Origin of the sequence: Lentzea indica (assembly GCF_012184385.1) — a bacterium.
Taxonomy (GTDB): domain Bacteria; phylum Actinomycetota; class Actinomycetes; order Mycobacteriales; family Pseudonocardiaceae; genus Lentzea; species Lentzea indica.
In genome coordinates, this window is record NZ_VSRL01000239.1 from 1 (window position 1) to 13,612 (window position 13,612).

A 13,612-nucleotide genomic window follows, 5' to 3' on the forward strand; every position below is an offset into this window, starting at 1 on the left:
ACCGACACAACGGGTTCAGCCGACACCGGCGGTTCCAGCAGCAACGGAGCCGTTGGCGCGCACAGGGTCGCCCCGGTGCGAGCCGACTTCAGCCCGACCTACGGGTCGGCCTGGGCGACGGCCTGTCGTTCGCGGCGTTCAGGGAGGGCACGGCGAAGAGGCCGATGGGGCCGAGGGAGTTCGCGCCCAGGTTGAGGCCGCGCAGGCCGCTCGAGATCGAGGACAGGCGCGACTGCAGGTCTCCTGCGCTGCCTTGGAGACGGTTCATCGACGAGTCGTTCATGGAGACACCGGAGTTGCCCGTCGGGCCTGCGCTTCCCGTGGGTGGCGGCGGGGGCGGGGCAGGCTGGGACGGCGCCGGATTCGTGGAAGCGGACGGGTTGGGGTTGACGTTCCCCTTGGCCATTACCGGTTCTCCAGGAGACGACTAGCGATTCACGGTGGGACCGGACGTGTCCGGGGTGGTGGCGTTGTCGTCGGACTCGCCGAAGGTGCCGAACAACGTGCCGCCTTTGAGCGCCTCCGTGTAGCTCGTGCTCGCGTTCACCTGGCGGGCGTGTTCCAGGGGGTCGGCAGGTTTCTCCGACGCAGGCGCACCGCCGCCGGTCGCGTTCTGGGCCTCGTCTCCCGCGGACTTCGCCTCGGCAGCCTTGGCCTCCAACGTCTTGCCCGCCGCCTGCGCCTCGTTCGAGGCCTGTTCGGCCGCCTTGATGTCCGCGTCCGTGCCGGACGCGAACGCCTTGAAGTTCGCTTCAGCCGCCGCCGCGTTCTTGGCCATGAAGTCGACGTTCGCCTTCTCGTAGGCCTCGTTGGCCGCCTTGGCGGCGTCATGTTTGGCGGTCAGCGCGGGGTCTGCGGTGCCACCTGTCTTCTTCAGGTACTCCTCGTAGGCCGCCTTCGCGCCGGTGTCCGCGGGCTTGCCGGCCTGGAGCGCGTCGTAGCTCGCCTTGGCCTTGTCGCTCATCTCCCGCGACTCACGCGCCACGGTCGCCGCCGCGTCCGAGGCCTTCGTCTTGGCGGTGTCGTAGTTCTTCGTGGCGGCGTCGTACTGCGTCTTGGCGGCGTCCGACTTCGCCTTGGCCGCGTCGTACCTGTTCCTGGCGGCGTCGAAAGTGCGCTGGTCGCCGGACTTGGCCGCCTGATTGACCGCTTCGGCGGCGCGGTTCGTCTCCTCGTTCGTGCGGTTCAGTTCTCCCGCTGTGCGGTTCACGTCGCCGGCCGCGGCCTTGGTGTGGTCGCTCGCTGCTGAAAGGTCCGCGTTGGCCTTCGAGACGTCGTCGGCCTGCTTCGACTCGGCGTCCTTCGCGGCCTGGTACTTGGCGGACGCCTCCTCGCTCTTGTCGTAGGCGGCGTCGAGCTCGTCCTTCGCGGCGTCGTCGCGAACGGCTTTGTCGATCGCGTCGTCGACGCCGGTGTAGGCCTGACCGGTCGCGTAGCTGATCTCGGCGACATCGGCGGCGTTGTCGAAACGCTCCCAGCTCTTGCTGAGCTTCCCCATGACGCCGTCGAGGTCGACGACCTTGCTCATCAGCTTGGCCAGCGTGGCGATCACGCGCCTGACCTTCGAGCCGAGGGTGAGCGCCAGCTCCGCGGCTTCACGCGCGATCTGGATGCCGGCGTAGACGAGCGACCCGCCGAACGTGAAGATCGCGCCGGCCGCCCCGATGAGTCCGTTCGCCGTCGCGGAGCCGAGCAGCTGGGCGATCGCGTCACGGACGATGTCGCGCAGGACCGAGACGAGGGTGCCCATCATCGCCACGATCTTGGCCTTGCCCTCGACCGCGCTGGCCAGGCCGTCGAGCTCCTTGCCCATCGCGTCCATGCTCAACTGGTACTTCTCCGACGCGGCACCGGTCCAGCCGTCGAACGTCGCCAGCTCTCTGCGGTGGTCCTCCGCCAGCACGCGCAGCTCGGCGGCCTTCGCCTTGGTCGCTTCGACGTTGGCCTGGATGTCCTCGGGGTCGCCCATCACCTCGTCGAGCAGGTCCTTCAGGATGCCGACGTGCTCCATGACCCAGCCGAAGCCGGCGCCCAGCACCGAGCCGAACGGGTCCATGACGAGGGAGACCGTCGAGGCCACCGCGCCGATCGCGTTGAACGCGATGTCGAGCTCGCTCTGGGCCTCGCCGGTGATCGAGTCGATCAGGCTGTCGTAGGCCTCGATGAAGAGCGTGCCCTTGTACTGGTCCTTCTCGTCCATGTTGACCAGCAGCGGGTTGTCGGTCATCGCTGATATCCCTTCACCACGGCTGGTTCTCGTCGTCGTCCTCGTCATCCGCGGGACGGCGGCTCCGCGCCGGACGCGGCTGAGCGGGTGCGGAGACGGAGGCAGGCGCCGGCTTCGCCTCGGCGACCGGTTCGTCGTCCTCCTCGATCCGCTCGAGGGCGTGCGTCTCGTCCGGTTCCTCGTCCTCGTTCGCCTCGATGACGTCCGTGATCATTTTCATCATCTGGGTGCCCTCGCCGATCGGCCGGAAGGCCTCGACCACCTGCGCCGACACGTTCTTCTGGGCCTGCCGCGCCGTCTCCAGGATCAGCGCCGTCAGCCGGGGCGCGCCGAGCTCGACCGCCCGGTGCCCCAGCTGGAGGTTCGTGAGGCCGCCGTTGGGTCCGACGGTGACCGTGACCGCACCGTCCTTGCTGGACGCGGTTCCTGAGGCGGCCGCGAGGTTCTCCTGCGCCTCGGCGCTCTTGCGCTGCAACTCGGCCGCTCGGGCTTCGAAGTCGTTGACCCACGCGTACGGATCCAAGGCAGCCTCCAAGTGCGACACCGAGTGCACTGTGGAGTCCACTTGATCTCGCCAACGGCGGCCCAACGTCACGCCAACGCGGCCCGGACGAGTGGTCGCGCAACTGACGGTGAACGAAGAGTGACCAGCCTCCGTCGAATTCGAATTTCGGCGTCGAATTCGACGGAGACGGTCGAACGGCCGCTATGTGAGCGTTCACAAATCGTGGATCATCATGCCGCGTTCCCCTGTTGCGAACGCTCCGACCCTGCAAGGAGCAGCATGCGACGATCCACCCTGCTGGTCATCCCGGTCCTGCTGGCGACGCTCGTGCCGCCCACGGCCACCGCGGCCGCCGGCGGCACCTTCGAGGTGCTGACCTACAACGTGGCAGGCCTGCCTGAAGGCCTGTCGTCCGCAACCCTGCCGTGAACACCCCGTTGATCAGCCCGCGTCTGGCGCCCTACGACGTCATCAACGTCCAGGAGGACTTCAACTACCACGCGGCCCTCTACGCGGGCGACAACCACGCCCACCGCACGCCCACGAGCGGCGGAGTGCCGTTCGGCAGCGGCCTGAACACGCTGTCCCACCTGCCCTACAGCGACCTCGAACGCACGAAGTGGTCGTCCTGCAACGGCACGGACTGCCTGACGCCCAAGGGATTCACATACAACCGAATCAGGCTGGCCGAAGGGGTGCACGTCGACCTCTACAACCTGCATCCCAACGCGGGCACGGAGAACGCTGACCTTGCCGCGCGCCGGTCGAACATCACCCAGCTGTCCCGTTTCATCGCAGCGAACTCCGCCGGCAACGCGGTCATCGTCATGGGCGACACCAACACCCGCTACACCCGTGAGCCCGACAACATCCGCGAACTGGTCAGCACCAACGGTCTCACCGACGCGTGGGTGCAGCTCGAACGCGGCGGCCAGGCGCCGGCGGCGGGCAGCCCGGCGCTGGTGTGCGATCCGGCGGCGATCACCGACTCCTGCGAGGTGGTCGACAAGATCCTCTACCGGGGCAACCGGCAGATCAGGCTGACGGCACGGGACTACCGCAACGACAACACGGCATTCCTGGACGCACAAGGCAAACCGCTGTCCGACCACTACCCGATCGCCGCCAGGTTCGACTGGACGGCGGACGAGGGCATCCGGCTCAGCGCCGAGTCCGGCGGCCCGCACGGCACCCCGTTCACCGATCTCGCGGCGGTCGACTTGGGCGCCGTGCGTTCGCTGACGTTGCGCGGCGGCAACCGGGTGGACCAGGTCGCGGTCACGCTCGCGAACGGCACGACGTTCAGCCACGGCGGCAACGGTGGCACGGCCACGACCCTCACGCTCGAACCCGGTGAGCATCTCGTGTCCGCGAAACTGAGCCAGGGCAAGTACGACGGTCACACGCGGGTGTTCTCGGCCGCCTTCACCACCAACCGGGGGCGCACGCTCTCGGCAGGCCAGCCGACCGGGGAGACGCTCACCGCCACCGCGCCCGCGGGATGGCGGATCGCCGGGTTCACCGGCCGGGCGGGCAACGAGGTCGACCGCCTCGGCGCGATCTTCGTACCGGCCTAGCCTCGTGAGTGGTTCCCGTGGCCACGACGACTGCCATGGCCACGGGAACAGACCTACCTCATCGGCGCCTTGCGAACCAGGGCGCGTCGAGCATCAACTGCTCGTCGGGCCGCACCGTCACTTCGGCCGTGCGGCCCGCGTACGTCACAACCACCGTCTTCGAAGCGCCGAGACCGCGCAACGCGACCGCCTGCAACTTCCCTTCGTCCCACCACAGGTCGACCACCACGCCGCCACGCGCCCGCAGCCCTCGCACCACACCTGTCGGCCACGCCGACGGCAGCGCGGGAAGCAGCCGCAGCTCACCGGTGTGGCTCTGCAGCAGCATTTCCGCGATCGCCGCGGTGGCGCCGAAGTTGCCGTCGATCTGGAACGGCGGATGCGCGCACAGGAGGTTGCGGTAGACCCCTCCCCCGTGCGGGCTGCCCGAGGTGGCCTCTGTCAGCAACATCGACAGCAACGTGTGCGCGCGGTCGCCGTCACCGAGCCTCGCCCACAGCGCCACCTTCCAGGCCAGCGACCAGCCCGTGCCCGCGTCTCCCCTGGCGACGAGCGCACGAACGGCTGCCTCGGAGAGCTCCGGGGTGAGCTCGCGATCGATCTGGCGACCGGGGTAGAGGCCGAACAGGTGGGACACATGGCGGTGATCAGGTTCGGCATCGGGAACCTCGTCCGCCCATTCCAGCAGCCCGCCGTGCGACCCGATCGGCGGTGCGGGAAGCTCGATCTCCCGGACTCTGTCCACCACGTCGTCGCGTACGTCCAGAATCTCCGCGGCCGACAGGAGATTGGCGAACAGGTCCGCCGTCAGCGCGATGTCCATTGTGGATCCGACACCGACCGCGACCGGCGTTCCGTCCACCAGGTAGTGGTTCTCCGGTGACGTCGACGGCGCCGTGGTGAGGACACCGTCGCGCGAGATGAGCCAGTGCAGGCAGAACTCCGCCGCGCCGCGCAGCACCGGCCACGCGTGGTCGCGCAGCCAGCCGACGTCGCCGGTGAAGGCGTAGTGCTCCCAGAGGTGCTGGCAGAGCCATGCGCCGGCCATCGGCCAGTTCGCCCACGCCGGATCGTCGGTGCCTTCCCCGACGGGTGTGGTGAGGCACCACGCGTCGCTGTTGTGGTGCGCCACCCAGCCCGGTGCGCCGTAGAGCGCTTTCGCCGTCACCGCACCGAACTCGGAGAGCCGCGAGACGAACTCCAGCAGCGGCTCGTGGCATTCGGGCAACGCGGTGACCTCGGCAGGCCAGTAGTTCATCTGCAGGTTGATGTTGAGGGTGTAGTTGCCGCGCCACGGCGGATCGGTGTGCGGGTTCCAGACACCCTGCAGGTTCGCGGGCAGCGTGCCCGGACGAGAGCTCGTGATCAGCAGGTAGCGGCCGTACTGGAACAGCAGCGCCGCCAACGCGGGATCGTTGCAGGGCTCCGCGATTCGCTGGTCGGTCGGCAGGTCCGGCGACGGGCCCAGCTGGAGGCTCACCCTCTCGAACAGCGCCTGGTGGGACCGGACGGCCTGGTCGCGGAACGTCGCCCAGCCCAGCCTGCGCGCCCACTCGACCCGCGCGAGCGCCAGCCGGGAGCACTCGGCGGGGTCGTCCTCCGGTTCGGTGCCGGGTCCGCGGTAGCCCACCTCGGTGGCGACGTAGACCGTCTCGCCGTCCACCGCGGCGACGGCCGCCCACGCCATTCCGGACGGCACCCGGCCGCGCACTCCCACGACGCCATCGGACGAGGTGAAGTGCTCGCCGGGCAGCGAACCGCGCAGCAGCAGGCCGACCTGAGCACCGGTGATCCGCAGCGCCAGGACGTGCAGGCCGCCGTGACACACGGCCTCCCGCTGCACCACGGCCTCGCCGGTCCGGTAGGAGACCGAGTAGACGCCCGTGCGCAGATCCAGCTCACGCCGATACGACTCCGCTCGCGCGGGACCACCGACGAGCATGAGGTTGGCGAGCGGCTGGTACTTCGCCGTGTCCGGTCCCTGCGTGCGACGGAGAACCTCCTCCGCCGCGACGGGATCACCGGCCAGCACGTGCGAGCGGGCCTGCGCGATCAGATCAGGATCACCGGACGGCGCGGGCATCGGCGCCCCCGTCCACAGCCGGTCGTCGTTGAGCTGCACGAGCTCGGTGTCGACACCGCCGAAGCACATCGCGCCGAGCCGCCCCGTGCCCAGCGGCAACGCCTCCTCCCACTGCCCGGCCGGCGCCGTGAACCACAACCGGGTCACCGCAGGACCCGAACGCCGTAGCGGGGCAGGTCGGTCACACCGCTGACCTTCTCGCCGCTGAGCAGGTCGGTGTGCATGCCGTCCACCACGACCTCGGTGGGCTCGGGCCGGTGGTTGATCATGAACAGCAGGTCGCCGCGCCGCACCACCTCCACGCCCTCTGGCTGCGGTGACGCCGTCACGCCCGCCTGCACAGCCACGTGCGCGAGCAAGGCGCGCATCGCGGCAGGCTCCGGCTTGGTCGCCACGTACCAGGCCGTGCCCTCGCCGAACCTGTTGCGCAGCATCACCGGTGTGCCCGCGAGCTCGCCCTCGGAGACGGTGGCGACGGCCTCCGCCGTGGTGGCCCGCAGCTCGTCGGCCCAGAAATCAGCGGTGAAGTCGCCCAACAGCTCCGACGTGCATATCAGCGGGTCGCGCTGGGGCAGGAACTCGTCGATCCGCAAACCCATCAGATCGGTCAGCAACGCCGGATAGCCGCCCACCCGCACGTGGTCGTGTTCGTCCACCACCCCGGAGAAGAAGCCCATCAAGAACGTTCCTCCTTCATCCACATAGGACGTTATTCGGTCGGCATCCGAGGCCGTGAGCAGGTAGAGGTTCGGCGCGAGCACGATCCGGTACTTCGACAGGTCGTCGGAAGGCCGCACGAAGTCGGCGACGACCCCCAGTTGCCACAACGGTTCGTAGAAGTCGCGCAACCGCGCGAGCAGGTCGAGCTCGGCCGGCAGGTGCGCGCCGCTCACCGCCCACCAGTTGTCCCAGTCCATCAGGATCGCGACCTCGGCGGGAACCGGTGCGCCCACGACGTCCGGCAGCTCGGCGAGATCCCGGCCGAGTGCGGCGACCTCGCGGAAGACCCGGCTGTGCGGGCCGCGGTGCGGCACCATGCCGGAGTGGAACTTCTCCGCGCCCGCGCGGGAGGCCCGCCACTGGAAGAAGCACACCGCGTCCGAGCCGCGCGCGATCGCCTGCAGCGACTGCGTGCGCAGATGACCTGGCGGACGACGCACGCCGTGCGATCCGGTCGCGGACTGTTCCATCAGGAACCACGGCTTGCGCCCGGCCAGTCCACGCATGAGGTCGTAGCTCATGGCGGTCTGCACGTGCGCGGTCGGGTCGGTCAGGTCCGGATACCAGTCGTGGGACACGAAGTCCTGTTCCGCGGCCGCCTGCCAGTAGTCGAGCGGTGCGAACAGCCCCATGAAGTTCGACGTGATCGGAACGAACGGCGTGAAGGTGCGCAGGATCTCGCGTTCGGCCCGCAGGCACTGGAGCAACGACTCCGAGCAGAACCTCTTGAAGTCCAGCACCTGGGTGGGGTTGCGCAGGTACGGCGCGCGCGCGGCGGCAGGATCTCCGCCCACTCGCCGTAGTGCTGACTCCAGAACGCGGTCGCCCAGGCCTCGTTCAGCGCGTCGAGCGTCTCGTACTTCTCGCGCAGCCAGTGCCGGAAGTGCTGCGCGGTGCCGTCGCAATAGCAGACCTCGCAGTACTCGTTGTTGACGTGCCACAACCTCAGCGCCGGATGCCGGCCGTAGCGGCGGGCCAGTGCCGTGACGATGTTTCGCGCGTACTGGCGGTAGACCGGGGACGAGGGGCAGTAGTGGTTGCGCGAACCGTGCGACATGCGCACGCCGTCCGCCGTCACCATCAGCGTGTCCGGGTGACGCAGGCTCATCCACGGCGGCGGCGACGCCGTCGGGGTCGCGAGGCTGACGCCGATCTCGTTCTCGTGCAACAGGTCCAGCACGCGGTCGAGCCAGCCGAAGTCGTACCCGCCCGGCGACGGCTCGAGCCTGCCCCAGGAGAACACGCCGACGGTCACCAGGTTCACCCCGGCCTCCCGCATGAGCGCGGCGTCCTCGAACCACACGGCCTCCGGCCACTGCTCAGGGTTGTAGTCACCTCCGTAGACAAGACGGCCGCGCGTGACGTCGGACAGGTTCGGCATGTCTCAATTCCTTGATGGCGCCGAGAACGGCGCCCTTGGTCAACGCGGTCAGGCCCTGCGCAGGCGCGGAGCGGTGCTCGCGCGGCCGGACAGCTTCGGGGGCAACAGGGTCAGCGGTGCCGTCGGATGCCCGTTCAACCTGGCGACGAGCAACTCCATCGCCTGCCTTCCCAGTTCCTCCGCCGGCAACTGCACCGAGGTCAGCTGCATCTGTTCCGCGAGCTCGTCCGGGCAGATCGCCACGACGGCGACGTCGTCGGGAACCTTGCGCCCCAGCGCGCGGAGGCTTCCCGCGACCCAGCCGAGCGCCGCCTCGTTGTGCACGACGAGCGCGGTCATCGCCGGTTGCGTCCGCAGCAACGAGCGCACGGACGTCAGCACCGACTCGTAGTCGTCCTCGGCGGGCAGTGCCGTCGACGCGATGCCCCGCCGCATCGCCGCCGCGCCGAAGCCCGCCATCGTGCGCTGCGCGTAGCCGGTGTTGCGCTGGTACACGACGCTCGGGGCGCCGAGGAACCCGATGTAGCGGTGACCGAGGTCGGCCAGGTGATCGACGCATCGCGCACCGGCTGCCTCGAAGTCGAGGTCCACGCAGGTGAGTCCCTTGACGGCCGCCGGGCGTCCGATGAGGACGGACGGCTGTGCCACCTGCCGGAGCAGTGGCACACGGTCGTCGTCCAACTCGACGTCCATCACCAGGAAACCGTCGACCTGCGCGCTGCCCGCCACCCTGCGCAGGCCTTGCGCGCCCTGGTCCGCCGTCACCAGCAGCACGTCCATGTCGTGCCTGCGGGCCGCGGTGACCGCCGCCGTCACGAACCGCATCAGCACGGGCAGGTGCACGCCGGGGCGCAGCGGCAGCACCAGCGCCACCACGTTCGCCCTGCTCGTCGCGAGCGCCCTGGCCCCGGCGTGCGGGTGGTAGCCCAGCAGCCGGATGCTCTCCCTGACCTTGGTGCGGGTCTGCGGCGAGATCGACCGCTTGCCCGTCAGCACGTAGGAGACGGTGCTCGGCGCGACGCCGGCATGCCTCGCCACATCCGCGATGGTGACCACGTCGGCACCTCCGTGTGTTGAAGCGTTTCGACAACATTACGGCCGGGGTACGGCCATCGTTCACCACCGATGGTGGGAACGTTCACATTCACGATTGACAGCAGGACCCCAGGCCTGCAAGCCATGATCACGGGATGTTGAGCGCGGCAACCGGTCGAGCCGTGAACGTGCACAACGCTCGCCTGGGCGGTGCGGTGCGTCGCTTTCCCTCCGGAGGCCACGATTCCGGACAGGTTGTTCCCCATTGTGGTTCTCGATGCTCAAGGCGCGCCCTTCTTGCTCACCGAGGCTGTATCGAAACGATTCGACCGGACCTCGTGAACGTGGCACGGCCCACAGCGGGCCGTCAAGCAGCAGCGGGCCCGTTCGACTTGTTCGACACTTTTTCCGTCGAACGGCGCGCTCGATTCGACAGTTCGACTGGAAAACGCTTTCCACATTGCGCCACAACGCTTTCGGGCTCTTGCGTCAGGTGCTGGAACGGTTCATCGTTGCCGCCGTGGATCTGCGACGATGCGTTCTGCTCCCACTGGTCATCACAGCCGTCCTCGCCGGACAGCTGCCCGCTTCCGCGCACGCCTCGCCCGCTGAGCGCCTCGACCGCGGGCTCGTCGCGGCCACCACCGGCGGCGGAGTGCACCTGAGCTGGCGCCTGCTCGGCCATGAGGCCACCGGTACCACCGCCACAGGCCTCTCCGGGCCCGATTTCGCCGTCTACCGCAACGGAAAACGCATCGCGACCGTCACCGACAGCACCACTTACGCCGACACCGGCGCGACACCCGGTGCGCGCTATCAGGTTGCCCCCGTACGACGCGGTGTGACGCTCGGGCGAAGCAAAGCCGTGACGGCGTGGACGGCGTCTCATCACGACCTCCCGCTGCACAAGCCCGCGGACGGCGTGACGCCCGCCGGTGAGCGCTACACCTACTCGGCCAACGATGTCAGCGTCGGCGACATGGACGGCGACGGCCAGTACGAGTACGTCGTGAAGTGGGATCCCAGCAACTCCAAGGACGTCTCGCAGGTCGGCTACACCGGACCGGTGTACCTCGACACGTACCGTTTCGACGGCACGCTGCTGCACCGGATCGACCTCGGCGTGAACATCCGGGCGGGCGCGCACTACACCCAGTTCCTCGTCTACGACTTCGACGGCGACGGGCGTGCGGAGCTGATGACGAAGACCGCGCCGGGCACTCGTGACGGCCGCGAGCGGTACATCACGATGCCGCGGGAGGACGTGCGCGCCGGGTACCGGAACACCGACGACTACCGGCTCAGCCCCGAGGGGTATCGCAACCACCTCATCAGCGTGTTCCGCGGCTGGCACCAGCATCCCGAGGTAGTTGCCGGCCGATGGCCATCGACGCTGGAGCAGGCGTTCGGAATCGAGCCGCGGTACGCGTACCCGCTGTCCTCAGAGGACGCTGCCGCGCTGGTCGACCACTTCATCGACGTCTACGCGCCTTCGCGCAGCGCCAACAACAAGCTGCGTCAGTTCGCCGGCTTCATCGTCGACGGCCCTGAATACCTGACCGTGTTCGACGGTGCCACGGGACGCGAGCTGCAGACGGTCCGCTACGAACCCGGCCGCACCGACGACGGACTCCTGTGGGGCGACTACGCCATGCCCCGCATCGAACCGGGCAACCGCGTCGACAGGTTCCTGTCCGGAGTCGCCTACCTGGACGGCAAACGCCCGTCCGCGATCTTCGCCCGCGGTTACTACACCCGCTCCACCGTCGCGACCTACGACTGGGACGGCAGGCGCCTCAAGAAGCGCTGGCTCGTCGACAGCGGCTGGGTGCCCATGACGAACCCGTTCCGCGACACCCCGCACGGGCGCGACGGCACCAGCCCCAGCCACGCGAAGCTCACCACGCAGGGCTCGCACTCGCTGAGCGTCGCCGACGTGGACGGCGACGGCAGGCAAGAGATCATCTACGGTGGCGCGACGCTCGACGACGACGGTTCGCTGAAATACAGCTCCACCGGCGTGCTGCCACCGGGGAGTGTCGAACCGGGAGCCGCGGTTCGGGTCGGTCACGGTGACGCCCTGCACGTCACCGACATCGACCCGAACCGCCCCGGGCTCGAGATCTACATGGTTCACGAGGGTGCGCGCTACGCCCCGTACGGCTACGCGATGCGCGACGCCCGGACCGGTCAGACGATCTACGGCGCGTACTCGGGAATGGACACCGGCCGCGGCATGATCGGTGACGTCCGGCCGGACGTGCCCGGAATCGAGACGTGGGCGTCCATGCCGAACGGTTCGGACTCCGCCGGCCTCTGGAGCGCGGACGGACGCCGGCTCGAAACCCGTTCTCCCGGAACGAACATGAGCATCCGCTGGGCCGGCGACCTGACCACGCAGATCGTGAACGGCGCCCAAGACGTCACGCCGACCATCGACGACTGGCGGCGCGGCACGCTCCTCACCGCCGCCGGAACACGCGCCAACAACGGCACCAAGGGAAATCCGTCGCTCGTGGCCGACGTCTTCGGCGACTGGCGCGAGGAACTGATGGTGCGCACGCAGGACAGCACGGCGTTGCGCTTCTACATCAGCACCGAACCGACGAACCACAAGATGTACACGCTCATGCACGACCGTCAGTACCGCGTAGAGGTCGCCCGCCAGCAGACCACCTACAACCAGCCGTCGTACCCGAGCTTCTACCTCGCATCGGACGTCGACTGGTCGCGCGTTCCCCTGCCCTCGCGCTGAAAGGCTGGAGCATGATCAAGAAGCTTCTCGTCACGGCGGCGGTGCTGGTGAGCACCGTTGCCGTGGTCCCGGCGGCGTCCGCAGCCACCACGAGCTCGCCTGCCGATCCGAACGTCAAGTACATCGGCCGGTGGAACACGAGCTCGTCGAGCGCCTACGTCTCCGAGTGGGCCGGCGCGTACCTCGTCGTCGGTTTCACCGGCAGGACGGTGAAGCTCAAGCAGCGCCGGACGATCGACTTCTTCGTCAGCATCGACGGCGGGCCCGATGTGTCCTATGTGAACCGAAGCGGCACGGTGAACCTCACCCCGACGCCACTGGCCGCGGGCAATCACACCCTCCGCGTCTCCTACCGCCCGATCGCGGGCTCGTACAAGGGTGACGCGGTGCACCAGGGCATCGAGCTCGACACCGGTGCACGGACGTTCGCGCCCACCGTGCCGTCGAAGATCATCGAGTTCGTCGGTGACTCCATCACCGTGGGCCAGCAGTCGTCGAAGCAGGCGCTCACCGCGTACGGCTGGCTCACGGGCGAGAAGCTCAAGGTGGGCCACACGCAGATCGCGGTCGGCGGCGCGTGCCTGCACACGGCTGCTGACGGGTGCCTGAGCATGCGGGAGGGCTTCCTGCGTACAGGCCTCGCGCTGAACACGCCCGCGTGGAACTTCGGCCGCTACAAGGCGAACGCCGTCGTGATCAACCTCGGCACCAACGACGTCGGGCACAGCGTGACCAAGGAGCAGTTCCAGTCGTCCTACGTCACGCTGCTGCGGCGCGCACGCGAGAAGTACCCGACCGCGGCGATCTTCGCGCTGGGCACGTTCCGCAAGCGGTACATTCCGGAGACGCAGGCGGCGGTGAAGACGCTCACCGACGGGGGTGACCGCAACGTGCACTTCGTCAGCACCGAGGGCTGGATCAACGAGGCCACCGACACGACGGACAACGTGCACCCCAACGACCAGGGCCACCGCAAGATCGCCGACCGCCTGGCACCGATCGTCGCAGCGAGGATCTAGGAGGAGGCCGCGTGCCCGTCGTCGACATGTCAGAGGAAGACCTGCTCCGGCACCGCGTCACCACGCCGGAGCCCGCCGGCCTCGACGAGTGGTGGGCCACCCAGCTCGCCAAGACCACGGCCGACGCGGCGCCCGCCGTTCTGACGCCGCACGAGCCCAAGCTCTACCGGCCGTTGTCGGTGTACGACGTGGAGTTCTCCGGTGCGCACGGCCACCGCGTCCGCGGCTGGTACCTGCGCCCGCCCGGCGACGGCCCGCTGCCGGTGGTCGTGACGTACATCGGCTACGGCGGCGGCCGTGGCCTGCCCGC

At 68.8% G+C, this 13,612-nt stretch carries 11 protein-coding genes and 1 pseudogene; 5 read left to right on the forward strand and 7 right to left on the reverse strand.

What is annotated here, in order from left to right; translation table 11 throughout:
- Positions 1-88: 88 nt before the first annotated feature.
- The 3 genes from FXN61_RS39135 to FXN61_RS39145 form a co-directional block, all read right to left on the reverse strand.
- Positions 89-268 (reverse strand): hypothetical protein, encoded by a 180-nt coding sequence (locus tag FXN61_RS39135; RefSeq protein ID WP_167978951.1) that lies wholly within the window; start codon positions 266-268, stop codon positions 89-91.
- 159 nt (positions 269-427) lie between these two features.
- The gene (locus FXN61_RS39140; RefSeq protein WP_167978952.1) at positions 428-2,227 is read right to left on the reverse strand and encodes a hypothetical protein; all 1,800 of its coding nucleotides are present in this window, start codon (positions 2,225-2,227) and stop codon (positions 428-430) included.
- Positions 2,228-2,240: 13 nt separating this feature from the next.
- The gene (locus tag FXN61_RS39145) at positions 2,241-2,771 is read right to left on the reverse strand and encodes a YbaB/EbfC family nucleoid-associated protein (RefSeq protein WP_312878346.1); all 531 of its coding nucleotides are present in this window, start codon (positions 2,769-2,771) and stop codon (positions 2,241-2,243) included.
- Positions 2,772-3,011: 240 nt separating this feature from the next.
- Between FXN61_RS39145 and FXN61_RS53425 the strand changes: the two genes are divergently transcribed.
- Positions 3,012-3,161, forward strand: a complete 150-nt coding sequence (locus FXN61_RS53425; RefSeq protein WP_246292613.1) for a hypothetical protein — start codon at positions 3,012-3,014, stop codon at positions 3,159-3,161.
- Complete coding sequence (locus FXN61_RS53430) at positions 3,158-4,309, forward strand: jacalin-like lectin (RefSeq protein WP_312878347.1); 1,152 nt, start codon at positions 3,158-3,160, stop codon at positions 4,307-4,309. Before FXN61_RS53425 ends, FXN61_RS53430 begins: the two co-directional genes overlap by 4 nt.
- A 58-nt stretch (positions 4,310-4,367) precedes the next feature.
- Here the strand turns inward: FXN61_RS53430 and FXN61_RS39155 are convergent, their stop codons facing one another.
- The 4 genes and pseudogenes from FXN61_RS39155 to FXN61_RS39165 form a co-directional block, all read right to left on the reverse strand.
- A complete protein-coding gene (locus FXN61_RS39155) occupies positions 4,368-6,539 on the reverse strand; it encodes a glycosyl hydrolase family 95 catalytic domain-containing protein (protein ID WP_167978953.1) in 2,172 nt (723 codons plus the stop codon).
- The gene (locus tag FXN61_RS39160) at positions 6,536-7,429 is read right to left on the reverse strand and encodes a beta-galactosidase (protein WP_376770797.1); all 894 of its coding nucleotides are present in this window, start codon (positions 7,427-7,429) and stop codon (positions 6,536-6,538) included. The genes FXN61_RS39155 and FXN61_RS39160 overlap by 4 nt, the downstream gene beginning before the upstream one ends.
- Positions 7,418-8,493, reverse strand: a pseudogene (locus FXN61_RS56690) (beta-galactosidase); the annotation flags it as partial. The pseudogene FXN61_RS56690 and the gene FXN61_RS39160, both read right to left, overlap by 12 nt.
- 48 nt (positions 8,494-8,541) lie before the next feature.
- Positions 8,542-9,549 carry a LacI family DNA-binding transcriptional regulator gene (locus tag FXN61_RS39165; RefSeq protein WP_167978954.1) on the reverse strand — a complete coding sequence of 336 codons (1,008 nt, stop codon included), beginning with the start codon at positions 9,547-9,549 and terminating at the stop codon, positions 8,542-8,544.
- A 499-nt stretch (positions 9,550-10,048) separates the two neighbouring features.
- Between FXN61_RS39165 and FXN61_RS39170 the strand changes: the two genes are divergently transcribed.
- From FXN61_RS39170 to FXN61_RS39180, 3 genes are all read left to right on the forward strand, one after another.
- Complete coding sequence (locus FXN61_RS39170) at positions 10,049-12,283, forward strand: rhamnogalacturonan lyase (protein WP_223165801.1); 2,235 nt, start codon at positions 10,049-10,051, stop codon at positions 12,281-12,283.
- 11 nt (positions 12,284-12,294) lie between these two features.
- Positions 12,295-13,302, forward strand: coding sequence for an SGNH/GDSL hydrolase family protein (locus FXN61_RS39175; protein ID WP_167978956.1), 1,008 nt, complete (start codon positions 12,295-12,297; stop codon positions 13,300-13,302).
- Positions 13,303-13,313: 11 nt separating this feature from the next.
- Positions 13,314-13,612: acetylxylan esterase (locus FXN61_RS39180; RefSeq protein WP_223165802.1), on the forward strand; the 299-nt coding region annotated here is incomplete at its 3' end.